Origin of the sequence: Mucilaginibacter robiniae (assembly GCF_012849215.1) — a bacterium.
Classification (GTDB): domain Bacteria; phylum Bacteroidota; class Bacteroidia; order Sphingobacteriales; family Sphingobacteriaceae; genus Mucilaginibacter; species Mucilaginibacter robiniae.
In genome coordinates this window covers 3,496,885-3,521,135 of record NZ_CP051682.1, presented here as the reverse complement: position 1 = coordinate 3,521,135, position 24,251 = coordinate 3,496,885, and the positions used below count along the sequence as shown (strand labels likewise).

29 protein-coding genes and 1 tRNA gene are annotated in these 24,251 nt (G+C 40.9%); 21 read left to right on the top strand and 9 right to left on the bottom strand.

Going from position 1 to position 24,251, the window contains the following annotated elements; all coding sequences use genetic code 11:
* Positions 1-239 precede the first annotated feature (239 nt).
* Positions 240-446, bottom strand: coding sequence for a hypothetical protein (locus tag HH214_RS15580; RefSeq protein WP_169609148.1), 207 nt, complete (start codon positions 444-446; stop codon positions 240-242).
* A gap of 1,720 nt (positions 447-2,166) precedes the next feature.
* Here HH214_RS15580 and HH214_RS15575 point away from each other — a divergent pair.
* The 4 genes from HH214_RS15575 (at position 2,167) to HH214_RS15560 (ending at position 4,814) form a co-directional block, all read left to right on the top strand.
* Entirely contained in the window at positions 2,167-2,499 is a 333-nt protein-coding gene (locus tag HH214_RS15575) for a plasmid mobilization protein (RefSeq protein ID WP_169609146.1), read from the top strand.
* Between the two features lies 1 nt (position 2,500).
* Positions 2,501-3,730: a relaxase/mobilization nuclease domain-containing protein gene (locus tag HH214_RS15570; protein ID WP_169609144.1), complete on the top strand. Its 1,230-nt coding sequence runs from the start codon at positions 2,501-2,503 to the stop codon at positions 3,728-3,730.
* 82 nt (positions 3,731-3,812) lie between these two features.
* Positions 3,813-4,163 carry a hypothetical protein gene (locus tag HH214_RS15565; protein WP_169609142.1) on the top strand — a complete coding sequence of 117 codons (351 nt, stop codon included), beginning with the start codon at positions 3,813-3,815 and terminating at the stop codon, positions 4,161-4,163.
* Positions 4,164-4,166: 3 nt separating this feature from the next.
* Positions 4,167-4,814: a zeta toxin family protein gene (locus HH214_RS15560; protein WP_169609141.1), complete on the top strand. Its 648-nt coding sequence runs from the start codon at positions 4,167-4,169 to the stop codon at positions 4,812-4,814.
* Between the two features lie 224 nt (positions 4,815-5,038).
* Here HH214_RS15560 and HH214_RS15555 read toward each other — a convergent pair whose 3' ends face one another.
* Positions 5,039-5,404, bottom strand: coding sequence for an RNA recognition motif domain-containing protein (locus HH214_RS15555; protein WP_169609138.1), 366 nt, complete (start codon positions 5,402-5,404; stop codon positions 5,039-5,041).
* A gap of 125 nt (positions 5,405-5,529) precedes the next feature.
* On the opposite strand from HH214_RS15555, the gene HH214_RS15550 reads away from it, so the two are divergent.
* Complete coding sequence (locus tag HH214_RS15550; RefSeq protein ID WP_169609136.1) at positions 5,530-5,886, top strand: hypothetical protein; 357 nt, start codon at positions 5,530-5,532, stop codon at positions 5,884-5,886.
* Between the two features lie 82 nt (positions 5,887-5,968).
* Here the strand turns inward: HH214_RS15550 and HH214_RS15545 are convergent, their stop codons facing one another.
* Complete coding sequence (locus HH214_RS15545) at positions 5,969-6,190, bottom strand: hypothetical protein (protein ID WP_169609135.1); 222 nt, start codon at positions 6,188-6,190, stop codon at positions 5,969-5,971.
* Positions 6,191-6,580: 390 nt separating this feature from the next.
* Here HH214_RS15545 and HH214_RS15540 point away from each other — a divergent pair, with 390 nt between their 5' ends.
* From HH214_RS15540 to HH214_RS15530, 3 genes are all read left to right on the top strand, one after another.
* On the top strand, positions 6,581-6,748 hold the full coding sequence (locus HH214_RS15540) for a hypothetical protein (RefSeq protein ID WP_169609133.1): 168 nt from the start codon (positions 6,581-6,583) through the stop codon (positions 6,746-6,748).
* A gap of 242 nt (positions 6,749-6,990) precedes the next feature.
* Positions 6,991-7,512 carry a hypothetical protein gene (locus HH214_RS15535; protein WP_169609131.1) on the top strand — a complete coding sequence of 174 codons (522 nt, stop codon included), beginning with the start codon at positions 6,991-6,993 and terminating at the stop codon, positions 7,510-7,512.
* Positions 7,513-7,797: 285 nt separating this feature from the next.
* A complete protein-coding gene (locus HH214_RS15530) occupies positions 7,798-8,730 on the top strand; it encodes a hypothetical protein (protein ID WP_169609129.1) in 933 nt (310 codons plus the stop codon).
* A gap of 67 nt (positions 8,731-8,797) precedes the next feature.
* On the opposite strand, the gene HH214_RS15525 is transcribed toward HH214_RS15530, so the two are convergent.
* A complete protein-coding gene (locus HH214_RS15525) occupies positions 8,798-9,211 on the bottom strand; it encodes a helix-turn-helix domain-containing protein (RefSeq protein ID WP_169609127.1) in 414 nt (137 codons plus the stop codon).
* A gap of 121 nt (positions 9,212-9,332) precedes the next feature.
* Here HH214_RS15525 and HH214_RS15520 point away from each other — a divergent pair, with 121 nt between their 5' ends.
* On the top strand, positions 9,333-10,247 hold the full coding sequence (locus tag HH214_RS15520; protein ID WP_169609125.1) for a HEPN domain-containing protein: 915 nt from the start codon (positions 9,333-9,335) through the stop codon (positions 10,245-10,247).
* 193 nt (positions 10,248-10,440) lie between these two features.
* Here HH214_RS15520 and HH214_RS15515 read toward each other — a convergent pair whose 3' ends face one another.
* The gene (locus HH214_RS15515) at positions 10,441-10,578 is read right to left on the bottom strand and encodes a hypothetical protein (protein ID WP_169609123.1); all 138 of its coding nucleotides are present in this window, start codon (positions 10,576-10,578) and stop codon (positions 10,441-10,443) included.
* A gap of 3 nt (positions 10,579-10,581) precedes the next feature.
* Here HH214_RS15515 and HH214_RS15510 point away from each other — a divergent pair, with 3 nt between their 5' ends.
* Entirely contained in the window at positions 10,582-11,559 is a 978-nt protein-coding gene (locus HH214_RS15510; RefSeq protein ID WP_169609121.1) for a hypothetical protein, read from the top strand.
* A gap of 78 nt (positions 11,560-11,637) precedes the next feature.
* Here HH214_RS15510 and HH214_RS15505 read toward each other — a convergent pair whose 3' ends face one another.
* Positions 11,638-11,871, bottom strand: coding sequence for a hypothetical protein (locus tag HH214_RS15505; protein ID WP_169609119.1), 234 nt, complete (start codon positions 11,869-11,871; stop codon positions 11,638-11,640).
* 342 nt (positions 11,872-12,213) lie between these two features.
* On the opposite strand from HH214_RS15505, the gene HH214_RS15500 reads away from it, so the two are divergent.
* Together HH214_RS15500 and HH214_RS15495 are read left to right on the top strand one after the other, a co-directional pair.
* The gene (locus HH214_RS15500) at positions 12,214-12,576 is read left to right on the top strand and encodes a hypothetical protein (RefSeq protein WP_169605382.1); all 363 of its coding nucleotides are present in this window, start codon (positions 12,214-12,216) and stop codon (positions 12,574-12,576) included.
* Positions 12,539-14,095 carry a recombinase family protein gene (locus tag HH214_RS15495; RefSeq protein ID WP_169611176.1) on the top strand — a complete coding sequence of 519 codons (1,557 nt, stop codon included), beginning with the start codon at positions 12,539-12,541 and terminating at the stop codon, positions 14,093-14,095. Before HH214_RS15500 ends, HH214_RS15495 begins: the two co-directional genes overlap by 38 nt.
* Here HH214_RS15495 and HH214_RS15490 read toward each other — a convergent pair.
* A tRNA-Ile gene (locus HH214_RS15490) sits at positions 14,055-14,128 on the bottom strand. The two genes, HH214_RS15495 and HH214_RS15490, sit on opposite strands and share 41 nt — an antisense overlap.
* 185 nt (positions 14,129-14,313) lie before the next feature.
* Complete coding sequence (locus tag HH214_RS15485) at positions 14,314-14,829, bottom strand: DUF892 family protein (RefSeq protein ID WP_169609118.1); 516 nt, start codon at positions 14,827-14,829, stop codon at positions 14,314-14,316.
* Between the two features lie 350 nt (positions 14,830-15,179).
* Here HH214_RS15485 and HH214_RS15480 point away from each other — a divergent pair, with 350 nt between their 5' ends.
* Both HH214_RS15480 and HH214_RS15475 read left to right on the top strand, forming a co-directional pair.
* Complete coding sequence (locus HH214_RS15480) at positions 15,180-15,710, top strand: DUF892 family protein (protein WP_169609116.1); 531 nt, start codon at positions 15,180-15,182, stop codon at positions 15,708-15,710.
* Between the two features lie 90 nt (positions 15,711-15,800).
* Entirely contained in the window at positions 15,801-16,433 is a 633-nt protein-coding gene (locus HH214_RS15475) for an HAD family hydrolase (RefSeq protein ID WP_169609114.1), read from the top strand.
* 76 nt (positions 16,434-16,509) lie between these two features.
* Here the strand turns inward: HH214_RS15475 and HH214_RS15470 are convergent, their stop codons facing one another.
* Positions 16,510-17,715, bottom strand: coding sequence for a proline dehydrogenase family protein (locus tag HH214_RS15470; RefSeq protein ID WP_169609112.1), 1,206 nt, complete (start codon positions 17,713-17,715; stop codon positions 16,510-16,512).
* Positions 17,716-17,785: 70 nt separating this feature from the next.
* Between HH214_RS15470 and HH214_RS15465 the strand changes: the two genes are divergently transcribed.
* The 7 genes from HH214_RS15465 to HH214_RS15435 all read left to right on the top strand — a co-directional run bounded on the left by HH214_RS15465 (position 17,786) and on the right by HH214_RS15435 (position 24,204).
* A complete protein-coding gene (locus HH214_RS15465) occupies positions 17,786-17,992 on the top strand; it encodes an RNA-binding S4 domain-containing protein (RefSeq protein ID WP_169609110.1) in 207 nt (68 codons plus the stop codon).
* A 3-nt stretch (positions 17,993-17,995) separates the two neighbouring features.
* Positions 17,996-19,063: a 3-dehydroquinate synthase gene (gene aroB / locus HH214_RS15460; RefSeq protein WP_169609108.1), complete on the top strand. Its 1,068-nt coding sequence runs from the start codon at positions 17,996-17,998 to the stop codon at positions 19,061-19,063.
* Between the two features lie 39 nt (positions 19,064-19,102).
* The gene (locus tag HH214_RS15455; RefSeq protein ID WP_169609106.1) at positions 19,103-19,969 is read left to right on the top strand and encodes a hypothetical protein; all 867 of its coding nucleotides are present in this window, start codon (positions 19,103-19,105) and stop codon (positions 19,967-19,969) included.
* 210 nt (positions 19,970-20,179) lie between these two features.
* Positions 20,180-21,028, top strand: coding sequence for a prephenate dehydratase (locus tag HH214_RS15450; protein WP_169609104.1), 849 nt, complete (start codon positions 20,180-20,182; stop codon positions 21,026-21,028).
* A gap of 108 nt (positions 21,029-21,136) precedes the next feature.
* Positions 21,137-22,267, top strand: a complete 1,131-nt coding sequence (locus tag HH214_RS15445) for a chorismate mutase (protein ID WP_169609102.1) — start codon at positions 21,137-21,139, stop codon at positions 22,265-22,267.
* 205 nt (positions 22,268-22,472) lie between these two features.
* Entirely contained in the window at positions 22,473-23,801 is a 1,329-nt protein-coding gene (gene aroA / locus HH214_RS15440; protein WP_169609100.1) for a 3-phosphoshikimate 1-carboxyvinyltransferase, read from the top strand.
* Positions 23,802-23,820: 19 nt separating this feature from the next.
* Positions 23,821-24,204, top strand: coding sequence for a nuclear transport factor 2 family protein (locus HH214_RS15435; protein WP_169609099.1), 384 nt, complete (start codon positions 23,821-23,823; stop codon positions 24,202-24,204).
* Positions 24,205-24,251: the final 47 nt, after the last annotated feature.

Genomic DNA, 24,251 nt, shown 5'->3' with positions numbered 1-24,251 from the left:
CTGACAACTTTATTAAGGATTTGACACAATAGTGTGAAGCCGAGCTTATTCTATGCTTTTCTGAGCACGCAGACATTATTAAAATAACCGGCTTGTGCCCTTTTGACGATGGAGTATTTTATACACATAATAGCAAAAACAAATGACGGCAACAACAAAGTGAGATTTATAAATATAAATTGGTGGGTAATGATTAAAACGCCTCTATGCTAATAAAGTAGTTCTACTGAAGATAAGCTTCAGAGACCTGTGTCAATAGTTTTATCATAGTACTGACCAGGTAAAGCAATTTTTTCGATGCTTTCGATCCTGAACTGAACTTCGTTAAAATCCGACAAAAAGTTCGACTTTTGTCCGCTTCCTTCTCGCCAAGGCAAAGTAAATTTGGATTGAGAATAGATAATGCCTGTAATTAAAGGGCCTATCCTAAGTTTGTAAAGTAGCATTTTTAAGAAATTGACAATGTGTCCCGACTGATGTCTTTCAAAATTTCGTCATCTATTTCGATTTCTGGATAATACCAATCGACCTTCATTTTTGCCCAATCCATTCAATTTGGCCTATCGTTGAAAATAAATGGATTCGCTTTAGTTTCAGTGGAAGCAAGGTACTTTCGAAGTATCTGGGCTTGATTCCATCGGTTTGCAGGAGTCAATAAAAGCTTAGAACCCTCCAGCTCCTTTTCTTTCTGCTTTCTTACATATTCCTTTGCTTCCTGTGCGTCTCTAACCGTTGAGTTCACCTCCCGTTTTGGGGCCGTTTGCTTATTCAATTAGGCTAGGAATTGGAATTTGCCTAAAATCTTGACCAACTGGTCTTATAGCGGTTCCTTATCGTCTTTCTCATTCTGCGCTTTCAAAGCCGTCTATTTGAAACGCAACAATCCCCGAAGGTTCGTAAGTATACTGAGCGTACTTGTCTTTTGTAGCCACAAGTTTAGTCTTTTCATGGGATACGACTCTAAGTCGCTATCGCCAATTACAGCTCGGGTCTGGCCTTGTCCGATGATTAGCTTGTGAACACGTATTTGCAACGCTCTTATGAAAACGTTAAAGAAACGGTAAGTTCTTTTTGCTGCCAAACTTGAAATGATTTTAATATCTTGATTGTATTCACCGGCAGTGTACATCATCAGATAGCTACTTTAATAGTTATAAAACTTTTAGAGTCTAATGCTGCTTTTGCCTGCGCTACCAGAGGATGCAGCTCTTTGATCTTTTTCAGTCAGATAAATTAAGCTCTTTATCTTGCGCTACCACCTTTCGAAATTCATCAAACTGTGATTGGTAGGATAATTTCTTTGGCTCACCCTTATTCAAAAAGCCTTGAGAAGATTATCGAGGCAACCAAATAAATGATGACGTATTTAGAATTAAACTTGGAGAAGATGTAGAGTATTTTATCGACGAATTACCTCCCAAACTAGTTCACGAGAGAATTCTAGCTGAAGTCGAATATCAAGGATCGGGGTAAAAAGCGAAAGTTTAAGCTCATAGCACCGTTTGACAAAATCAACAATGCTTTAAAGATGAGTAATGGTAGCTTCGATGCGTTTATTAATAAAATGAAAGATTCTAACTAAGAGCCATTGATGTGTTAAGCAACGAAGATTAAAGGTAGAATATAGTAAGGCTGATGTAACAAATCTGTCGCCGAATCTGTCATCTGTACAAAATTTCAGCAATCATCGCCTCAAACGCTGGTACATTAGATCCAAGAACATTGTCATTACTCGTAGCGGAATCAATGAATAATACACCATTGAGATCTATCACTTTATCGTTGAAATTGTTGCCGATAGGAAATAACGAAAATAGAAAGTCTTAAAGAGGATTCGATTAACAGATAAGAGAAAGGTACATTGTTAAACATTCCATATTGTAAAAGCGAAATAAAATAAACCTACCTGAACAAATAGTTAAAGCGAAGCAAGCCATGTTTTGGTCGGACCAAAACGCTTGCCGGGACACCCGGACCCGTTATGCTTTCACTTCGTTCTGCATAAAAATTTTGGATGGCAAGCCATAAATAAATATATTTGATTATTGCGTAAACGCACAGCCGCTTTCCGGCTGATAAACGCAGGCCGGACCTGCGGGCCCTAACGGGTTTCCGATATTGCTCATTGCCTTGAGCAATCCTTACACACACTTTTTAAGCGTACTTATGGCAAGGCCAAAAGTTCCACTATCAGAAAAGCGGTCGATCAAGATCACGTTCCGCGTAACGGAAAAACAACGGCAACGTTTGTTGAACCTGGCGGAAGCTTGCGGTACTACTCCGGGCGATCTGGTCAGGAGTAAATTATTCAAGGGGCATTTCCCGGCTATTCCTTTGGCTAAGATGGACGAGGACACCTACACCGAATTAAAGAAGATCGGCATTAATCTGAACCAATTAGCAAGGCAGGCCAACTCAGGCAGGTTTCCCTATGGCATCGATAAAACCCTGACCGCACTGCTGCGGCAGGAAGAAAAAATCATCAGGCTTTTACTTTAGGATGTTAGCGGATCAAAAGATAGGTAAAAGCTTTATGGGAGCCTTAGGCTATAACCTTAAAAAGCTTACCCTGGAAGACAGCAGCCTGAGAGCGGAGCTACTGGAAACCAACTTTGCTTCCCTAGACCTGGATATGATCAAAATGGAAATTGACGCCGTCAGGCGCAAGCGCCCCAAGCTCGGCAATTATGTTTACCACACCAGCCTTAACTTTTCGCAGGAAGAGACCGGGAAGTTAACCAATGCCAAGTTGCTTGCCATTGCCAGGGATTACCTGGAAGGGATGGGCTTTACCGAAAACCATTATATGATCTTTCGTCACCATGATGCCGGACATCCGCATATACATCTGCTGGCGAACCGGATAAAGTTTGGTGGCGGCCTGGTATCGGACAGCAAGAACTTTGAAGAAAGTGAGGCACTGCTGCGTAAATTGGAGTTGCTGCACGACCTCAAACCCCTTACTAAAAGCAAGTTTTTAGCGGTGCAGGAACCAGGAAAGGAAGTAAAGATGCTGCGCAAAGGCAGCACCGGCAAGCGTGCGCCGACGAAGAATGAAATTGAGATGGTTACCCGTACCGGGCAGGCATCCCATAAAATGGCGGTTCAGGAAAAGTTATCGCGCATTTTGAACCAGCCGGGGCAAAGCATGCAGGATTTCATCCGGCATTGCGAGGCTCAGGGCGTGCATTTGCTGTTTAACCAGGCAACGACCGGGCATATCAGCGGGATCACATTTTTTTACGAAGATTTTAAGGCGAAGGGGCAGGCTTTGGGTGGCCGCTTCAAATGGATGGAGATCAAAAAACAGTTAGATTATGAACAAGACAGAGATGGCCAAAGCATTAGCGAGGCTAACGGCAGAACAAGGGCAAAATACGGAGACCTCACACCATTCGGAACCGGAACTACCCAAAACGGAGGAAGAAGAAACGATGCTGCAATTGCTTTTCCTGATGGCAAAAAACTCATCGAGTTCAGCGAAGAACATCACCCAGATATGGGAGCGGCTGAGCGAGATGAAGCAACGCCTGGACAAGATAGAAAAGACGACATACAGGCTAACAATACACCTGGCACGACTTCAAGTGCTGCTGATAGCGATATTCCTGTTGCTGCTGATTGGAGGTCTGCGGGTTATAGCATTGAAATAAGCGATGATATTGACGACGAGGCTATTTTAGGCAGGAACCGCAGGCGGCAGAAGCAAGCAAGGACCAACCGGCGGTAAACAGATAACAACACCTTAACAGGTGTAATTGCCGCACAAATTGCGTATTTTTGAGTTATAACAATACAGGGAGGATATTTGGATGGAAGTCGTACTGGACCAGCAGCAAAAGCCGCAAGGCGTTTTCTTACCGCTATCAGAGTGGGAACAGTTGCGCCATGGAATCAATAAGGCCAGCGAGCTGTACAAACTCATGGACGAGCTGAGCGAAAAGGATATTTTTGCGATGGACGACCAGGAATTCAAAAGCCTTCTCGCGCCGGTGATCCGCGAGGCGGTACAATCCTCCCTAGACCAGGGATTATACTTTTCGTATTCCGCTGGTATTAAAGATGACCCGGCCCTGTTCATCCATGAATATAAGGATGGAAAGCGGGTGCTCATCAGGGTTGATGCAGCAACCGGCAGGGAACATTTTGTCAAAGACCTTTAACAAATGCTTCAGTACACGGTCATTGCCGGACCTAACGGCGCAGGTAAAAGCACTTTATCTGCCCGGATGTCCAGGCGTGATGCCATTATCTTTGATCCTGACAAGGAAAAGGCGATCATTGAGAAAAGCTACCCGGATATCTCTGCGGAAGCCATAGAAAGCGCTGTAACCCGCAAATATGACCAGTGCGAACTCCGGGCACTGGTCTCAAAAAAATCTTTCACGGTCGAAACCAATCTACGGAACGAGTTCCTGGCTGAGCGGGCAGGACGGTTCCGCGAAAGCGGCTACGATACCCGCCTGGTGTTTATGATGCTGCCGGACGTCGAAAGCTCGATGGACAGGGTAAACCTGCGGGTCAGGCAAAAGGGGCATTTCGTGGATCATGAAAGCATCCGTTACAAATTTGAAGCCAGCCAGGAAAACCTGCTGAAGGTAGCCTCCCGCTTTGACCAGGTGATGCTGGTATGTGCCGCCAGTGCGTTCGGCATCATTGCCGCACCTGAGCGTTTACTGGTCACCAAAGGGGCAGAGGTAATGGACATCAACCCTGCTGCCCCGGCATGGGCGCACGCGCTGATGCAGGAGGTGATCGACATTATAGGTGGGCAAAATCCCGGCAAGGACCAAAGCTTTAAAATTAGGCGATAGGTTTGGAGGTGAATACGTATTTAAACAGAAAATAACACTCATCGGGTCAGCAGTCTAGAAAGGCCGAAAGTCGCACAAGACTATGTGCGCCAGCCGCTCATCCCGCCTGAAAGCGCTCCGTCTTCAGCAGCCTTTGGCCTTGATACGGGCGCAGCCGTGAAACTCACTACGCTCGTAACACCGCCGCTTGTTGGGGCTTCTGGTATTTAGTCGTTGGGTGCCTTTTAAAGCGGCCTACGGGGACGTTTAGTGCGAACAGGCTCGGAAGTAGAACCTGGATCGGTTTTGTAGGGTGACATATTTTGGGGTCTAGACTGAAACCTTTGCGGCATTGCCGGTTTGACAGGCTGCTCTACGCTAATTTTTACGGTCAGTTCCCTGCCTTGCATTTCCAATCCATACAGGGCTGCGCTGACCCGCACGGCACCCTCTTCGCTCAGCATCTCAACAAAGGCATAACCCTTACACTTGCGGGTCTTCTTGTCACGAACGATCTTGAGTGTGGCAATATCACCGTGCGGGGCAATCAGCATAGCCAGTTCTATCTCCGAAATTTCAAGAGGAAAGCCGCTGACAAATAGTTTGACCATTGTATGTTGAGACGCAGAGTATAAAAGTTATGGTGCCGATATATCAGTTTGTAATAAGATATAGATTTGTTTTTTGAATCGCCAAGTGTTAACTTGATACTTTGCATTTTAACACTGTATCCACAATGGCGACGATAAAAAGTCTCATCCCAAACGATTTTAGCTATCACATTAGCAAATTATACAACGGAACGTATACGGAATACCCGTTGATAGAATTTAATCTTGAATCAGTTCAGAATGCCTGTGCTACTTTAAAAACTGAGATTGATAATCAATATGGATTATCATCACTTACTGGAGCTTCCATTGTTTTTGATAAAATCGACTATGTTCTCAAGAAACTCGAACATTGGATAAAGACTAAAACAATAGTCGGGAATTTAGATGCAGGAGTATTTTTGGACGCATTCAAAGGTTACTTTGACGAATTGAAGCAAATGATTGATGAGATGGACTCAGGGCAGGTACAAAAGCGTTAACAAAAAAGCCCGGAATTGCAATGCCCCAAATAGTGTCTAACTATTTGAGGGCATTTTTAGTTACGTTGGCGTTGTAAAAAAATTAAATTTTAATTTCCCTTAAATTTATTTGTTTTACTACAATTTTCAATTCCTTAAGGCCAAGTTCCGGTTTTAGATGTATAACGGTGTTAAATATTGCTTCGCTTGTTTTGGTAAAATCAAGTCCACCGGGAATCTCAATTTCTATCTTAGAAGAAGTTATTGATTTTATTTCATAACTTTTGCCTTTAAATTCCTTCTTTATTAAATCAGTCGCAGACATAATATTATTGTATTCGTTTATAATTATTCATAACTGGTACAATTATTATTATGTTTTCTTCATTCACACATTATAAATTACTTCTATAAGCTACCAAATCATTTGTGATAGATTGTTCGTCGGAAATATGACCACTCCCGGATGCTCCGCTCAACCCTTTTCTTCTAACTCCATAATACGCCCGGCCCAAAGTCAAAGGTATTGTGATGAAATGAGTTTCCGGTATAACACCAAGGATTTGAATGATTGCAAGAGGTTTGATTTGGCAATAAGAACAACTAATCGTGCAAGAATTAGATATAAAGAATTGATTGGTCTAAGTCGAAAAGTTGCATAAACTATAATATTTATGATTAAGTATATATATTGCACCAATCATAAAGTTTAAAGATGAACGCTACTCAACAACAAAGAATAAAGTCAGTATTACATACATTAACAGAGTTAGTTTACTCATTGAAAAAAGATAAAGCGTCTACTCCTGAAGAATTAGAGCTACTTGAAGGGTACGAACAAAGCTTGCTTAATTTAATAGACATTAATCTATTTGATGAATAATAGACGTCTTCTTTCCAACATTCAATGTTCCACAAACAATCTCTTTACAAGCATCATCAAAATCTTTAGCACTCATAGCTCTTTTATTGATTGTTTTAAACTTACTTCTCCAAATATTTATAAAATATTTCATTTTAAAGTTTTATTGTAAATATCCGACAAAATGAAAAACACACATGTAGCAAGTAATTTTCTCAATAACTGGATGTCGCGGGTTCGCGTTGATTATATAAATTAGAGTTATGAGTTTTCCTGTAGCTGATTGGGAAATCATCCCTTTGGAAATCTATAAGCCCTTGTTAAGCGAAGTTAAAGAGCGTTTTAATGTAGTTGCACAGGAAACGGAGAGTATCACTGATAAATCGATAAAGTGTTTATTAGGTTTTATTACGTATTACTTTGGAGTTGGGGTTTTCCTAATAAGTAATCATTATTCAATAAATTGGCTCATTTACGTCACCATTACCTTTGCTGCTACAATTGTAGTTTACAAAGGATATAGACTGATTACATTAAGGCCAAGTCATACAGTTGGACTATTACCTGAGAACGTTCTGACTCAAGATTTTGAACAAAATACAGGTTTTGACGATGTAGAAAAAGAAAGACTTTTCTACTACAATGCTATAAAGTGCTATGTGCTGAAAATTCAAGAAGGAACAGACGACACAAGCAAACGAGCTTTAGTATATGATAAATTTCTACGTCTTACTTTGTTGCTTGTGTTTGTTATAACAGTATTTTTAATCTTTACTATTTCGTAAATCCCCGAGTTTGTAAAGTTTTAACTGGCGGAACTGCTGCGGTCGTTGTTTTTGCCATCAATATTATCTTTTGTCACCTTTAGTACTTGTAGTTCTAACAGGGGCTTGTGTTTGAGTTGTTTGCTTTGCCATTATTTTGTATCTCTTGTTGTTTCCTCAGTTGTAACAACGATTTTTACTGGTGGAACCGTGTCTGTTATTTGCTTAGCCATATTTACACGTCATTATTCAACGTAAATATAAGAACACCTATTGATTCTTTAAACTTAAAATTTATTATTTAAGATGATTGAGTTCTTAAAATTTTTACACTTAAAGTTTGGCATAAGCAACGATGCTGCCTCTGCTGTTATAATAACAATACTCACATTTTTATCTGGAATTTTAATAACTGAATTTCTAAATGGTATCAAAGCCTATAACAAGAGAAGTAATTACAGAGAGTTGTTAAGAATTAATGCTTTGAGTTTAATGAGAGGACTAAATAAGCAAGCAGTCGCTTACATTAATTTGCATGAACAAATCACTATTGAATACACCGGAACTTTCGAATTTCAACCTAAATCAATTTCTTCAGTAGGAGTTTTTCAACAAATTGGTTATGAAAATCTTTATGATGCTTGCTTTGGCGGATTAGAAAATATATTTCCAATAGATAAACGCAATAAGTCTTTAGCATTTAGTAACCTTTGGGCCGCTCTTGAATTCATCAATAAATTTCATGAACAGTCATTTTCTGACGTACAAAAGTTTATTGAAATGAATAGTCTTTATAACGGTTTAAGAAATGAATCTCTTGGAAAAGTTGGTGAATTGGTTGAAGAAATCCGTATTGAATTACATGGTAAGGTAATACCATATTATTTAGGTCAGTATTTCAATGAAATAGAAGAGATAATAGTTAATCTTAGAAATCAGGATAACTATTTATCTCCCAAAATCATGAATGATTTTTATATTCAAAAACTTCTTGCTTTAAACCGTAACAGGGATAATATACAAGCGCTTCAAGATTTCAAACACATTCTACATCCAGTTGAATTAAATTCAGCTTTACTGGAAACATCCCTTAGGTATACAAATCAGTCCAACGTAATTGAAGCATATCATGTTAATTTCAAAGAATTAGCCAACTCTTTCTTTAAAACATCAGTTAGTGTCAAAAATGCTTATCGAGTCTTATGTATGCATAAAGAGGAAGTAAGGCGTAGAAAATAATTTTTAGGTTATTACTGAAAAACAAATTTAGATTTTACTGCAAACTGATATATCGACACCAAAGTTATTACTTGTTTCTAAGCAATTCGTTCTTTTCACGCTCGCTGGCTAACAGGCGTTCCAATAATTCAACCTTTTCATTGTAGAGTCTTTTATTTTCCTCAATTACTTCTAACCATTTATCTATGGGATTGAAGTTACAGCTAAAAGCATTATAGGCGCCATTAGTGAAACTGTTATCATTAAAAGTGTTGAAATAGTTAATAACTGCTTCCTCGTTGAAGTTTTTTATTGCCTCAGGAGCCACACCTAAAGCCTTAGCAATCTTATTTAAGACCTCATCTTCGATTTTTTCACTTTTTTCAAAGTTGGAAACAGTTTGTTGGGAAATATTGAGGTCAATTGCCAGAGCTTCCTGCTTAATTCCCTTCAGCTCCCGTATCCTTGCGATCTTACGTCCGATGTGTAATGTCTCTGCCATAGCTCAAATGTATTGCTTATGGTAAAGGTACGAAACAAGCACCGCTTTGTAAAGCACAAGTGCATTTGGTACGGTACAATGTAGCCGTCCTTCAACTTTGAGTACTCAAAGTTGAATCATTATGCAAACACATGCCATCACCCTCCCCGCCAGCCACTACAGGACGCTGGAAAAAGTCGTTACCGCCCTGGTAGAAAAGTTCGACACGCAGTATATCATCTGTTTCGGCTGCGCAGAGCAGCGCAAGGTCATGACCAGCTGCTTTATTCCCCCGAGCGATCAAAGCTACGCCCGGTATTACCTGCTGATGATCACCACGCAGACCCAGCGCATGGAACACCAGGTACAGGACTTTGCGGACAGCCATTTCCCGGATTGCCATCTTACCCTTGCCGTGCATGGGCTGGAGTCCGTCACCAAGGCGGTTAACCAGGGCAGCCGGTTTTTCGCCACCGCCTGCCAGTACGGAATGCAGTTGTATTCCCGCTCAGGACTGCGCCTTGATCTGTCTTACCACCACATCAACCCATTGACCACCCTTGCAAGGGCGGAAACCAAGTATCATCACCATTACGGTTTGGCTTTGGGCTTCCGGGAAGCTGCCGCTTGCAGCTTCGAGTCGCAGCATTACGGCATTTGCGTCTTTATGCTGCATCAGGCCGTGGAACATGCCTGCAACGCGCTGATCCGGGTGTTTACCGGCTACCGCACGGAGATGCATAACCTCAGCCGCCTAATGGATCACTGCCTGATTTTCTCAGACCAGCCGGATTACGCCCTGCCAAGAAAGACAAAGGAGGACCTGCGGCTGTTTAAGCTCTTGAGGGATAGCTACAGCGATGCGCGGTATGACGATAAGTATGTAGTCAGTGCCGCCGATGTGGAGATCCTGCTTAACCGTGTCAGAGAACTGCTGGAAGTCACTGAAGAATTGAGCCTGCAACGCCTCGTACTGTACGGTAAGGAGGCCGAAGAAGCTGAGACTGCTATTAACTTGACAACTCAACTTAACACCCCAATGCCCCATGCCGGTTAAAAAGAAAAAACTTCCTGTTACCCTGCCTTCGGATACATTCTTTTACCTGATTCCGCTGGAACCGGGTCACCTTAAACTAAGGCGGTCCATGCTGGCGGCACATTACACCGCCCCAAAGGGTCGAAAGCTTTACTATGGCAACCAGGTAGACTACGTGGGTTACGCCCATGGCATCGTCACCGTAGGCGTTCAGTTAAATAGCGGGGTAAAGGCAACGCTGCACCTGCATGCGGAACCGGATGCGCTGCACGTGGCCTGCACCTGCGGGATGCCGGGAGAAAAGCTGTGCCTGCATGCCTACATCGGTTTGTACAATCTCACCTGGAGCCATATTTTGGACCTGTCTCCCTGGTACTGGCCGGGGTACGATATCAATGATCAGGTGCAACATCGATATTTAGCTATACAGGTAGCTAAGAACTATATAGCTGCAAAGCCAAAGCATCCATTCGGGCACCTGTTCAGGCCGGTCAAAGAATTGAACAGCTTCCCGCTGGTACATCAGCAACCCGGTACGCCCTTACAGGACCCGCACCCCATGCGGGGTAACCGTACCGTGTTGGTCTTTTGCATCGGTTATGGCAGGACACCTGCCGGCTCGGGGCAGCTGCCGGTACTGTTTGCCTGCCGTGCACAAACCACGGTAGATAACCTGTCCCTGCAATCCTATGCGGAAATCACTGATTCGGGAGAAGATAATGATCTACCTGAGATCAGCGCTAACCAGCTCTGCCTGCTGGACATAGCCGCCGAGATGCGGTGGTTGGTATCTCAATGCGCAAGCAGTCCCGATGCCATAAAAGGTGTGATGTTGCTGTTATGGGAAAAGGCTTTGCCCATGCTAATGGTTGAGCCTTATACCTGCGTGTTTAACCCTTATAGGATAATTTACAAAAAGGGCAGGATCGATGCATTAAACAAAAGCTTTCTCTCACCGTGCCGGTTTTCGGCACACCGTCCGGTGCTGCACTTCGTGTTAAAAGTTCAAAGGGCCCATCTTAGCCTTAGCGCGGCGCTGAGCATTAACGGCAGGGAGACCAAATTTAACCATAAGCCGGAACTGTTTACGGTAGACCTGGAAACCGGATGCCATTACCTGATGCAATCAACAGAGGCGGATGACTGGCTGAACTGGATGTATGCCCGGCATAATCGGCTAACGGTATTAAAGACACATTTTGCACAATTTCATGGAATGTTCCTTGATGACTTAGCCGGTCGATTCCCGGTCTACGTCCTCAACGGCAGCGCGGGTACAGGTAAATTAAGTCTCTACCATTACAACGAGGTCAGCCGGTACCTCACTAGCTGAACGCTGGGTTAAACAAGGCAGGCCGCTGCATTGCATCACGCGTTGCCGCGCTATATTTCATTACGCGACCAGCCTTGTTTAACCGCGATGTGCAGCCCTGAAACTCGCTGCGCTCTTAACAGAGCTGCTTCCCTTAGGTTGAATCCGGGTAACGACCCTTAAATTTGAGATATGGGTATGCTGGAATGGATCATGGTGACCGTCTTCGTCATAAGCGGTATTCGGACCTACCGGCGGCAGGAATACCCGCTGGATAGGTGGATCGCCCGAATGTTCAGACGCATCCGCTACTGGTTGTGGCGTAAGTGACATTTTCTATAACCACCGGTTTTATTTTAGTGTGCTTTATAATAGGTTTTGTCCTTGAGCAAAATTTTCCCTTAAACAGCCAAAGCGTATTGGGTGACATTTCCTATAACCACCGCTTATATTTTACACGCATAGGTAATAGCAATTCAGGACAACTATAACTACTCTTGCCTTTCAGCGCAGGCACGAAGTTAGCACCGCAGCGCAGGAGTAAAGGGCAAGTGAATAGTGCACTGCGTTTGTTTTTTTGGCCGCACCACCCTTGACACCTCCGCTGCTTCGGGCTACTTGGTTGTTTAAGCGCTAAAATGGCATCGCTGTTCGGCAGTTCCCGAACGCAGCGCAGTGAAGCCCGCTTATTCGCCGGTATGCCCTTTTGAAGTGGTTACGAAAGAGCAGCGCTTACCGGTCAGACTTTACCTTCCAGCACCGAAGCTCATGAAGGTCGGACCATCCGAAAAAAGGAGTGTCACTCCACAGCAAGCTATTGAACTACTCGAAAAACATGGCTGCCAAGTTACTAAAGAAGAAGCCGAAAAACTTTTGGATTTTTTATATTTTTTAGGTAAATTAACTGTAGATCAGTTACTTAAGGATAGCGAAGCATTGAATCTTAGCATTCAGAAAAATCACAGCAAACCAACAAAGACACGAATTAAATCATCAAAACATGAAAACTGCGGATTTATATATAAGAGTAAGTACTGATGAACAAGCAGATAAAGGGTATTCACAGCGCAATCAGGAAGAAATTTTGCGCAGGTACTGTGAAATCAGCAAGATTACCATCCGCAGGGTTATCTTTGAAGACCACTCAGCAAAAACTTTTCAGCGTCCGCGGTGGCAGGAACTCCTGACAGATCTAAAAAAGACCAAAGGTAGGCACACAAACCTTGTTCTTTTTACCAAATGGGACAGGTTCAGCAGAAACGCAGGGGATGCGTATCAAATGATGAACGTACTTAATCTCTTGGGCGTAGAACCGCAGGCTATCGAACAGCCTCTTGATCTCAGTATTCCTGAGAACAAAATGATGCTGGCGATTTATTTGGCGGCTCCCGAGGTGGAAAATGACCGCAGGGCACTAAACGTTTTCCATGGTATGCGTCGTGCTAGAAAGGAAGGTCGCTGGATGGCCTCCGCACCGGTTGGATATGTGAACAAAACGGCAGAGAACGGACGAAAATACATTGCTTTGAAAGAACCGGAATGTACTATCCTAAAATGGTGTTTTGAAAAGCTGGCTACCGGTGAATTCTCGACTGAGCAAATTTGGAAGGTTGCCAGGCAAAAAGGACTAAAATGTGGTAAGAATAACTTCCTGATTGCCATTCGTAACCCCGTGTATTATGGGATGATAACGATTCCTAAGTATAAAAATGAGGAAAGCTACTTGGTAAAGGGACAACATGAGCCAATAATATCCCAAAGTCTTTATGATGATGTACAGGACGCTTTAGAAGGACGGAAAAGAAAGACGGGTACTAAGATCATGTCACTGGACGATCTCCCATTAAGGGGCTTCATACTATGTTCCCGATGCTCAAGGGCGCTGACCGGGAGTGCCTCGAAGGGAAGGAATCAGTACTACTATTACTATCATTGCTCGAGCCAGTGCGGTTGTAGGTATAAAGCGGACGAAGTAAACGAAGCATTTATAAAAGAACTGGATAAATATGTGCTTGCGCCTGAATTAAGCGAACTGTGTACAAAAGTGATGCTGGATTTGTTAAACCAGGCGACCAGCGGCACTAAAAATGAAAGAAAGAGTATCCTTGATCAAATTGATGAACAGAATGGCAGGTTACGTAAGGCAAGGGAATTGATGCTTTCTTCAAAAATCGATCCTGAAGATTATGCCTTAATCAAAAAGGAAACCGAGGTTATCTTAAACAGATTAGAGGCAAAACTCACTGAATACGCTGAGAACCCTGTTAAAATAGATGAGCTTATTCCGAAGGCTGTAGCTGTAATTTCAAATATCCGTATTTTATATCAAAATGCTGATAGTGAGACTAAAAGGGCTATTGTTGGTTCGATGTACCCGGAAAAACTGCATTTTGACGGGCACCAACATCGAACCACGAGAATAAACGAGATTGCAGAGTTTACCTATATGATTTCCAGTAGGTTAAGGGATAAAAAAAGATGGGCAAGAACTGAGGATTCAGCCTTGCCCATCTGGGTGCGCCCACCTGGGCTCGAACCAGGGACCAAAAGATTATGAGTCTTCTACTCTAACCGACTGAGCTATAGGCGCGGTTTTCATGACTCCTTGTACACTTACCAAAATTTATTCTCTTTCAAAATAATTACAGCGGTGTCAGGATTATGCTGCAAAAGTAAAAAAAATTTACTAACTGAAAAATGTAATTATAAATAATAAAAAAGACTTTTACCCTTGGCTGTTTATGGTATTCCATAATTATACCATTCAAATTTGCCTTAATTTGTGAGATACTTTTGGGTTAGCTTTTCAAGCGATTCAACATTGGCTTTGCTTTCAGACAATGTTCCCAGCAGATAAACTTTCGGGATCCCTATAGCTTTGGCCATTTTGTTCAATATTCTCACATGTGTAACATCAATAGCATTTACCAATTGTAGATAGTTTAATATAGTTAACTCTTTTTCAAACTGCACGCCCGATTGCTTAATGATAGCAAATAAAGCTTCCATCGTCATAGACTTCATACCAGCAGCGACGGTTTCATTGGGATGTTCATTCAAGAATGTAAATAATTCTTCCAGCTGCTTGATTTTTTTGTTCAATGCTACTCTATAACTTTCAATAACCTCTTGCAGTTCCTCTAATTGAGCTTTATGCTGAATCTGTAATAAAAAGGCTGCTATGTGTATTTTACAAAAGTAAGCTGTGTTCAAATGCCGCAGTAAAACATGCTTTACCATTAAACTACGTTTGCTTTCTAATTTTACAGGTTCTATGTCATCCGCTTTCATTATAAAATAAGATTGAAAAATGTATTTAAAAATGATAGGGTAACGAAACGAATAGCTTTATCTTTTTTTTAACTATAAATATAATTATAAATTCAATATTTGTTGTTTATTGCTATAATAAATTAACTCTCTACAACAACTGCACAAACGCTATGGTACAACTTTACGGAACAAAACAAACAGGATATTACAACTTTTTGATATGTAATATAAGAACAAACAGGTGAAGCTTATGTTACAATTTGGTATAAAAAAAGTATACTATACTGAAAGTTATCTTAGCTATTTCATTACACACTACTATAATAAATCTTCCTCGTTATTCTTGTGTTTAACTACCCAATCTACCCATGGAAAATCAGCCACTCCCTCCAAGCACTCACTCTACTGAGCGCCCTATACTATCTAAAACAGAGATAAATGCACTATTTGTAAGTAGCTTATCAGACGTATATAACATGAAGACTCATTTAGTACGTCTTATTCCAGAACTGGTAAAAAGAGCATCTTATCAAGGTTTGAAGCAAGCTATTTTAAGCACAGGCTTACACTTAGATGCACAGTTGCTGCGAATAGATTTTATTTTTAAATACCTAAAATATGAAAGCAATTTCAGACCAAAGCCTTTGCTGGGTTCGCTCAACGTTAGGGATTATTTATTTAGCAATGTTGGTGAATTAAACACCTATCAATTAGATTACATAATAATTAACCATCTATTAACCATTGAGCAACTTGAAATAGCTCAATTTAAGGTTTTACTTACACTAGCTAAGGGCGTTTATCATAAACAAATTTATAGCATGATTAAATTGTGCTTGCAAGATGCCATTAAGGAAAAAAGAACTTTCGAATTACTAAGCAAAACGTATTCCTTATAAGTAAATCAGAAATTTGATGAATAAAACCTTACTTAACAGAACGCTGTAATTTTTCATGCTTCTTGCTGTATTTTACATATTTGCAGTTATATGTTGAACATTAAAAATATTATTTTCGATTACGGTAACGTAATCTTTAGCATTGATTTTGCTCGTGTGCAGCAATCCTTGGAGGCATTGGGCATTCCGGATGTGGAAACTTTTTATGGACACCGGCAACAAGATGCTATTTTCGATGCTTTTGACCGCGGACAAATCACAGCTGCTGAATTCCGTAGTCGCATACGCGAAAAAGCTGGCAATCCGCATTTAACCGATGAACAGATTGATGCTGCTTGGAACAGTATTTTAGTAGGTATAGCTGAAGGCAACCATGAGTTACTTCTAAAACTTAAAGACAAATACCGCACTTTCCTGTTAAGTAATATCAATGAGATTCATTACAATTTCATTATGCAGTATCTGAAAGAAAAATTCAATTTCGAAAGCAACAACCACTTGTTTGAGAAAGTGTATTATTCTCATTTCACTGGCAAACGCAAGCCCGAAAAAGGAATTTTTGAATTAGTTTTAAACGAGAACAACCTTAACTCAGTTGAAACTTTGTTTATTGATGATAGCCCACAACACTTGGCTACGGCTAAGGAACTGGGCCTTCAAACTTTTTTGATGACTGCCCCTGATACCATTCAGGCTTTTGCTGAACGCGAACACTTGATATAAAAACGGGATGTTGCGCCATCTACTTTTAACCATGTAGGTGGTGCAACATCCCGAGCTGTTAATTATTTAGTATTAATTAGATTTTTCTGCGCTTTTTCTCTTTCAGAATTAAACTTAATTCGCGGCTCATCTGACCAGCAATAGCTGTATTTTCTTGTGCACGGCGGAAAAGATATGGCAATACGGCTTTCACTGGTCCGTAAGGCACATACTTAACCACATTGTAACCTGCATTAGCCAGGTTAAAGCTCAAATTATCGCTCATCCCTAACAATTGTGAAAAATAGATGTGCGGATGATTGTGTGGTATATTCAACTGGTTAAGTAAATCGGCCAGCAACCGGCAACTGGCTTCATTGTGTGTGCCAGCTACCAAAGCGATACGATCGATATGTGCTACGCAAAAGCGCAAACTCTCATTATAATCACGATCACTTGATAGTTTATCAGGTTGTATAGGCGATGGGTAACCTTGGTTGGCAGCCCGGCGACGTTCTTTTTCCATGTAGGCGCCACGTACCAGCTTTGCTCCCAGTAAGAATCCACCGCTTTGCGCTACTTCAAAATCAGATTTTAAAGAAGTCAGTTTATCATGACGGTAAATCTGGTAAGTGTTATATACAATTGCTTTTTCGCGGTTAAAGCGTTGCATCATATCCAATGCCAGCGTATCTAAAGTATCCTGAACCCAGCTTTCTTCAGCATCAATCATAACCGGAATGCCAGCTTTATAGGCTTTTTCGCAAATAGCTAATACACGGTCTTGTACTTTTTGCCATTCTTGTTGCTCAGCAGCAGTTAAAGTGGTTCCGGCATCCAGTTTTTCCAGTAAGCCGAACCGACCTACACCAGTCACTTTAAATACCGTAATGGGTATGGCAGGATCACCAGTTGCGCGTTCAATCGTACGTATAATTTCATCACGAGTGAAGTCAAATACCTGCTCATCGTCCTCCCCTTCTACTGAATAATCTAGAATGGTACCTACGCCACCCGAATGCAGGTTTTTGATAGTCGCATCACATTCAGCAATAGTTTCGCCACCGCAAAACTGTTTAAATATGGTAGCCTTAATTAAACCTTTAATAGGTAAGCCTAGTCTCATAGCAAAATTGGTTATACCAGGACCAATTTTTACTAAGAAGTTATTATTAATTACTTTAAAAAGCCAATAAGCGCGTTTTAAATCAATGTTGGAGGCATGGCGGAATGCTATTTCAGTATCTTCAAAAGATAAATTTGCTTTGACAGGTGCAGAAGCGTTTCTTTCATTTACGGGCATGTAGCAAAATTAGAAAATGATAAGCATATAACTCAGTTATAAACGGAATAGTTTAATTTTGCGGGCAACCATGATTAAATTTGAAGTAAACGGCGATTATATTTTATTAATACAGCTACTTAAAGCTACCGGGCTGGTACAAACAGGCGGCGAAGCTCAAATAGCAGTAATCGAAGGAAAGGTTAAATACAACAACCAAATTGATTATCGCAAACGTTTAAAGGTTAAAAAGGGCGACACGGTAGAATACCAGTCCAAAAAAATTGTGGTTATTTAAGATATGAATACAATTAACAGCATAGATTACCCTGTATATTTTACTGACACGTTAAATCAACTTGTTAATTTTGTAGAAAAAGGCAATTACTCCCGCTTTTTTATTTTGACAGACGAGCACACCGAGAAACACTGCTTGCCTTTGCTGCAAGATAAGCTTGTACACTTAAACCATCAGTATGATATTATTGAGGTAAATGCCGGTGAAGAAAGCAAAACCATTGATTTTTGTGCCGGTATATGGAAAATGCTGATTGATTTTGGTGCCGACCGCCATAGCTTATTAATTAATTTGGGTGGTGGTGTAATTGGTGATATGGGCGGATTTGCAGCTTCTACCTTTAAACGTGGAATTGATTTTGTGCAAGTACCTACTACCCTACTCTCGCAGGTTGATGCTTCTGTTGGCGGCAAAACCGGGATTGATTTTGATAATTTAAAAAATATCATCGGCACATTCACTTCGCCCAAAGCGGTGTTTATTGAGCATAGCTTTTTACATACGCTACCTATCCGCCAAATTCTTTCTGGTTATGCCGAAATGTTGAAGCATGGCCTGATAGCCGATGCCAGCTACTGGAACGAACTGAAAGGCAAAGGCGACGACTTAGGCTTACCAGAAGCCAAGCTGATTTATCAATCTGTTGCTATTAAAAACAACGTAGTTGTAACTGATCCTTTAGAGAAAGGTTATCGTAAATGCCTGAACTTTGGCCATACTATAGGTCATGCGATTGAAACTTACTCCTTAAATAATGACGAACAGTATTTAACGCACGGCGAAGCTGTAGTAATTGGCATGGTATGCGAAGCTTGGTTATCACATCAAAAAGCCGGTTTAAGTAAAGGTGAATTAGATGAAATTACTGCGGTACTAACCAATTTATACCCCAAATACCCGTTGGAAGAATCATGCCATGCCGTACTGCATGATTTAATGAAGACCGATAAAAAGAACGAAGCAGGAAAAATAAACTGCACCTTGCTTAGTAAAATAGGCGAATGCAGCATTGACCATATTTGTACTGAAGAAGAGCTGTGCGACAGCTTGAATTATTATGCCAGGCTATAAGTACCATGTTAAGATAACTTAAACTTCTCATTTGTTTAAATGACTCAGCTGATATCAAAACTACAGTACAAGAACTTTGAGAAAGGTGAGTTTTGTGAAGAAAAATCGCGCTATCTTGAAGAAACCATGCAACTCATTCGTGATTTCCCTTGGGACCAGCAAAGATCATTAACTGACATACAAGCCACCGGCCCCTCTGTTACTGTTAAAAATCAGACTGGCGAATACTTGAAAGTAGGCCTATTCTTTAACAATAAATTTTGCTTGTATTTACTTAACCAGTATCATCAGGTTTTTGAATATCATGCCCCAAATTTACAAAGCGCTTGCGATATAGTAAGTAAATTTTATACTGGTGCTAACTTGGAAACACTCTTTGAAAAACACCTAGTAAGTATTGGCGAAAGCAGTCATTTTGTTACACAATATTTTCGGTACTATTTTAGCACACGTACTTTCTTGTTACAATGGGGCTTAATTCTAGTGTTTATTATTTATGTACTGGTAATATCAAAGCTTGCATTACAGTTCTCTGCTTACGCGATCATATTACTTGTACCAATCATTTATCTTGCTTTTAAGTTTTGCCAGAATATTGTAAATCACTATTTAAAATCGAAAAATGTTTGCTTACAGCTATCACGAGGAAAAAACGAATTTAAATATGGGATTGCATATAACATGGTTACTTATCTGAAATCTGACATTGTAAATATTGAAGTACACAGTATGGGTGGTAGTAATTCAGCCAACAAAACCACCCGGACTACATCTGTATATCATATAATTTTCAAGAATAACATAGTTATAAAGCTTTCTGCAATGGTTATTGACATCTATAGCTTAATTAATAAGTTCCCGGGAGTAGAAATCACTTATAAAAAAGAATATTTCCCACTACTTTAAATAATTTTAACTTTTCTCTTGACAAAACACTTTTAACTCGTAGATTTACCGCCAGCGATTTAACAATGAAATTTAACAGCGCATACGGTTTTGGTTTCTATTACTTTTACTTTAGCAGTAAGAGCCGGGACTGATATGCCATAACAAAGACATATAAAACACGAAAAAGTCCCGGCCCAATAGCCGGGACTTTTTTCGTTTAACAGCACTATGGAAACAGCAAAGCCCAGGGTGGCCATACAAGGCATCCGCGCCTCTTTTCATGAAGAGGCGGCGTTCAAGTATTTTGGTTCTGACATTCAGACTATAGAATGTAACTCGTTTAAGCAAACCTTTGAGGCCCTGAAAAACAAGCAGGCTGATTATGTAGTAATGGCTATTGAAAACAACATTGCCGGTAGCATATTGCCTAATTACTCCCTGCTTATGAGCTATAACTTCCCTATTGTTGGCGAAGTTTATCTACCCATTCAACTGCACTTTTTAACGCTTCCGGGAGTAAAGTTTGAAGACATTAAATTCGTAATATCGCATCCTATTGCTTTGCGCCAATGCGTTGACTTTATTGACGAATATCCACAGTTGAAAGTAGTGGAGAGTAATGACACCGCAGCCTGCGCCAAACGTGTGCACGACGAACAATTAACCGATACTGCCGCTATTGCCAATGCGCTGGCTGCCAAACTTTACAATCTGGAAGTTAAAGAGCGACGCATTGAATCCAACAAAAAGAACTTTACTCGTTTCCTGGTGCTTACCAGCCATGAAAATGCCCGTCAGGTGAAGGCTAACAAAGCTTCATTATGCTTTCAGGTGAGTAATGAAGTTGGCTCCCTGGCTCAAGTACTCAATATACTGGCTGAGCAGGAAATTAATATGAGCAAAATACAATCTATGCCAGTATTGGGCCGCCGCAACGAATACAACTTTTATGTAGATGTAGAATGGCAACAACCTCAACAATATGACCGGGCTATCCGCCAAATATTAAAATACACTCAAAACTTCAACATACTAGGCGAATATGAACGGTATGTGGAAGAAATAGTAAATCCATAACTCCATTAGCTATAAAGGATAAAAAATCAATGCAAAACAACCATTAATCAGATATTAAACACTTATAAATTAATTTTCCCCCCAACACCTCCAAATTAAAATAACGATATGAAACTTGACCTGAAAATACAGCCCCTAAGCTCTTGGATAACTACTAAAAAAGAGCCTTTGTTAATTGCCGGTCCTTGCAGTGCCGAAACTGAAGAACAGTTAGTAGCTACGGCTCACCTGCTGGCTAAAACCGGCCGCGTAACAGCCCTGCGTGCTGGCATCTGGAAACCCCGCACTCGTCCCGGCGAATTTGAAGGTATTGGCAGTATTGGCCTGGAATGGTTAAAACGTGCTAAAGCAGAAACTGGTTTACCTACTGCTGTTGAAGTAGCTACTGGTAAACACGTCGAAGAAGCGCTGAAAGCTGGTGTGGATATTTTTTGGGTAGGTGCCCGCTCAACCGTTAACCCATTTACCGTTCAGGAAATTGCTGATGCTTTAAAAGGTGTAGATATTCCGGTAATGGTTAAAAACCCGGTAAATCCTGATTTATCTTTATGGATTGGAGCACTGGAACGTATTAACAATGCAGGTATTACCAAGCTGGCTGCTATTCACCGTGGTTTTTCTTCATTCGAAAAAACGGCTTTCCGTAACGAACCTATGTGGGATTTAGCTATCAACCTGAAAACCCATGCACCTGAGTTGCCTATTATTAATGACCCAAGCCATATTTCAGGTAATCGTGACCTGATTTCATACGTAGCTCAAAAAGCTTTGGATTTGGATATGCAAGGCTTAATGATTGAATCGCACATTGACCCATCAGTAGCTTGGACCGATGCCAAACAACAGGTAACTCCATCTGCATTAAACGACCTGATGGAACGTTTAACCTTGCGCAAGCCTGAAGTTGCTAACACCGAAATAAAAGATAAATTAGCCGAACTGCGTAGCAAGATTGACAAAATTGATGACTTGGTTATCCAGAAAATGGCTGAGCGTATGCAGATTGTAGAACAGATTGGTAACTACAAAAAAGAAAATGGCATTACCATTTTACAGGTAAACCGTTGGGACGAAATTTTGCAAAACCGTACCAACTATGCCAAAGCTTTAGGTTTAGGTACTGACTTTACCGAGAAGTTGTTGGAACTGATCCATGCAGAATCTATCCGCAAGCAAACTGAAATTATGAATAAAAGTCAAGGTGGTGCTCCAGTTAAAGAAAGCTTAACTCACGCTTAGTACTTTTCACTACGTTGTTGCAAAACACAAGAACCATTTTAGATAAATAACCTTAAACTTAGGTTTGATACGGGCATAATTGTGTAATTAGCTATAGCAACATCAATCTTAAACATCCTTTGTTCGGAGTATTTCAAACACGAACAAAGGATGTTTAAACTCCTTATATTTTACAGAACATTATTATTGTTTGTATCAATAACTCATGTCAAAAAACATTACGGTTAGCCGTCCGAATAAAACGGTAAAAGCTACCATTCAACTTACCGGCTCCAAAAGCGAATGTAACCGGGCATTGGTTATTGAAGCCCTAAGCCAAGGCAAAGTTAAAGTAGATAACATTTCGGATGCAGCTGATGCCGTAACACTGGCCGGTATATTAAGAAGCCAGCTTGTAAATGAGAATCAAGAGTCAAAAATCAAGAATCAAGAACCTGTAAACAATGCGTTAGCTTTATCCACAATAACTCAAAATACGCAACAAGCAACCGAAGTAAACATTGGTCCGGCGGGTACGGCTATGCGTTTTTTAACAGCTTACTTTGCTTTGCAACCGGGAGAAGTTCTTCTCACCGGCACTGAGCGAATGAAACAACGCCCCATAGGTATTTTGGTAGATGCTTTACGACAATTAGGTGCTGATATTACCTATGCTGAGAAAGAAGGCTATCCTCCCTTACACATCAAAGGTGGTTTTACACAGCAAACTAATCAAATTACCATTAAAGGCGACATTAGTAGCCAATATATAACAGCCCTATTGTTGGTTGCCAGCCGTTTGGCCAATGGCTTGCAACTGCATATTGATGGGGAGCTTACTTCACGCCCCTATATAGAAATGACGCTTAGCATGTTACAGCAAGCAGGCATACAACATACCTGGACAGATAACATCATTAGTATAGCACCTCAAGATTTTCGTGAAACCAGTATTTGGGTAGAACCTGATTGGAGCGCAGCTTCCTATTGGTATGCCGTAGCAGCACTGGCCGATGAAGCAGAATTGTTTTTACCAGGTCTTACCTCCTACAGTTTGCAGGGCGATAGCGTAATTACTGAACTAATGGCCAACTTTGGCATTACTTCACAGTTCAAAGATGGTGGCGTGTACCTGAAAAAAGAGCCTAAACCAATAGTTCGCAAAATATTTGATTTGAAGTCATGCCCTGATTTGGCTCAAACACTTATTGTTGTATGTGCCGCCTTAGGTCATGAAGCTACGTTTACCGGGTTGGAAACCTTAAAGATTAAAGAAACTGACCGCATTAAAGCTTTACAAAATGAGTTGGCTAAAATGGGGGTAGAACTGGTTGAAAAAGGCCAGGTTTATAAACTAAACTGCAGTCAGAAATTTATTCCAGACCATATTACCATTCAAACTTACGAAGACCACCGAATGGCTATGGCTTTTGCCCCGCTGGCGTTGGTAATTCCACAAGTGGAGATTGAAGATGCTCAGGTAGTAGAGAAATCCTACCCTGCTTTCTGGCAGGATTTTAAAAAAGCCGGATTTACAATTGACACACACGTCTAATTCGCAAAAGGATATTGGTATGACGACAGCAGAAAAGGAACATTTGATTCAAAGTTATATCAATGCCTATAATAGCTTTGATGTAGATGGTATGCTAAAAGATTTGAATGACAAGGTTCAGTTTAAAAACATAGCCGGTAACGAAGTTAATATGGTTCTTGATGGTCGTACCGCATTTGAAGCACAAGCTAAGCAGGCTATGCAGTTGTTTCAAAGCAGGCAACAAACTGTTACTACCTTTCAGCACGAAGGTGATCAAACTACTTGTTCAATTAGTTACAATGGCATTTTAGCTGTCGACTTACCCGCTGGCCTACAAAAGGGAACGGATTTGCAGCTAAATGGAAAATCCATTTTTACCTTTTCCCACAACAAGATTACTGTTATTACTGACATTGGTTAGTTACTTGCTGAATTTTATAATTTTAAAGCCCGTAATTTCTTATCAAA

Bases quoted from the DNA above. Each gene is read 5' to 3' on its own strand.
- HH214_RS15580 (WP_169609148.1), bottom strand. From the start codon at position 446: ATGCTACTTTACAAACTTAGGATAGGCCCTTTAATTACAGGCATTATC.
- HH214_RS15575 (WP_169609146.1), top strand. From the start codon at position 2,167: ATGGCAAGGCCAAAAGTTCCACTATCAGAAAAGCGGTCGATCAAGATC.
- HH214_RS15570 (WP_169609144.1), top strand. From the start codon at position 2,501: ATGTTAGCGGATCAAAAGATAGGTAAAAGCTTTATGGGAGCCTTAGGC.
- HH214_RS15565 (WP_169609142.1), top strand. From the start codon at position 3,813: ATGGAAGTCGTACTGGACCAGCAGCAAAAGCCGCAAGGCGTTTTCTTA.
- HH214_RS15560 (WP_169609141.1), top strand. From the start codon at position 4,167: ATGCTTCAGTACACGGTCATTGCCGGACCTAACGGCGCAGGTAAAAGC.
- HH214_RS15555 (WP_169609138.1), bottom strand. From the start codon at position 5,404: ATGGTCAAACTATTTGTCAGCGGCTTTCCTCTTGAAATTTCGGAGATA.
- HH214_RS15550 (WP_169609136.1), top strand. From the start codon at position 5,530: ATGGCGACGATAAAAAGTCTCATCCCAAACGATTTTAGCTATCACATT.
- HH214_RS15545 (WP_169609135.1), bottom strand. From the start codon at position 6,190: ATGTCTGCGACTGATTTAATAAAGAAGGAATTTAAAGGCAAAAGTTAT.
- HH214_RS15540 (WP_169609133.1), top strand. From the start codon at position 6,581: ATGAACGCTACTCAACAACAAAGAATAAAGTCAGTATTACATACATTA.
- HH214_RS15535 (WP_169609131.1), top strand. From the start codon at position 6,991: ATGAGTTTTCCTGTAGCTGATTGGGAAATCATCCCTTTGGAAATCTAT.
- HH214_RS15530 (WP_169609129.1), top strand. From the start codon at position 7,798: ATGATTGAGTTCTTAAAATTTTTACACTTAAAGTTTGGCATAAGCAAC.
- HH214_RS15525 (WP_169609127.1), bottom strand. From the start codon at position 9,211: ATGGCAGAGACATTACACATCGGACGTAAGATCGCAAGGATACGGGAG.
- HH214_RS15520 (WP_169609125.1), top strand. From the start codon at position 9,333: ATGCAAACACATGCCATCACCCTCCCCGCCAGCCACTACAGGACGCTG.
- HH214_RS15515 (WP_169609123.1), bottom strand. From the start codon at position 10,578: ATGGCTCCAGGTGAGATTGTACAAACCGATGTAGGCATGCAGGCACAG.
- HH214_RS15505 (WP_169609119.1), bottom strand. From the start codon at position 11,871: ATGTCACTTACGCCACAACCAGTAGCGGATGCGTCTGAACATTCGGGC.
- HH214_RS15495 (WP_169611176.1), top strand. From the start codon at position 12,539: ATGAAAACTGCGGATTTATATATAAGAGTAAGTACTGATGAACAAGCA.
- HH214_RS15485 (WP_169609118.1), bottom strand. From the start codon at position 14,829: ATGAAAGCGGATGACATAGAACCTGTAAAATTAGAAAGCAAACGTAGT.
- HH214_RS15480 (WP_169609116.1), top strand. From the start codon at position 15,180: ATGGAAAATCAGCCACTCCCTCCAAGCACTCACTCTACTGAGCGCCCT.
- HH214_RS15475 (WP_169609114.1), top strand. From the start codon at position 15,801: ATGTTGAACATTAAAAATATTATTTTCGATTACGGTAACGTAATCTTT.
- HH214_RS15470 (WP_169609112.1), bottom strand. From the start codon at position 17,715: ATGCCCGTAAATGAAAGAAACGCTTCTGCACCTGTCAAAGCAAATTTA.
- HH214_RS15465 (WP_169609110.1), top strand. From the start codon at position 17,786: ATGATTAAATTTGAAGTAAACGGCGATTATATTTTATTAATACAGCTA.
- aroB (WP_169609108.1), top strand. From the start codon at position 17,996: ATGAATACAATTAACAGCATAGATTACCCTGTATATTTTACTGACACG.
- HH214_RS15455 (WP_169609106.1), top strand. From the start codon at position 19,103: ATGACTCAGCTGATATCAAAACTACAGTACAAGAACTTTGAGAAAGGT.
- HH214_RS15450 (WP_169609104.1), top strand. From the start codon at position 20,180: ATGGAAACAGCAAAGCCCAGGGTGGCCATACAAGGCATCCGCGCCTCT.
- HH214_RS15445 (WP_169609102.1), top strand. From the start codon at position 21,137: ATGAAACTTGACCTGAAAATACAGCCCCTAAGCTCTTGGATAACTACT.
- aroA (WP_169609100.1), top strand. From the start codon at position 22,473: ATGTCAAAAAACATTACGGTTAGCCGTCCGAATAAAACGGTAAAAGCT.
- HH214_RS15435 (WP_169609099.1), top strand. From the start codon at position 23,821: ATGACGACAGCAGAAAAGGAACATTTGATTCAAAGTTATATCAATGCC.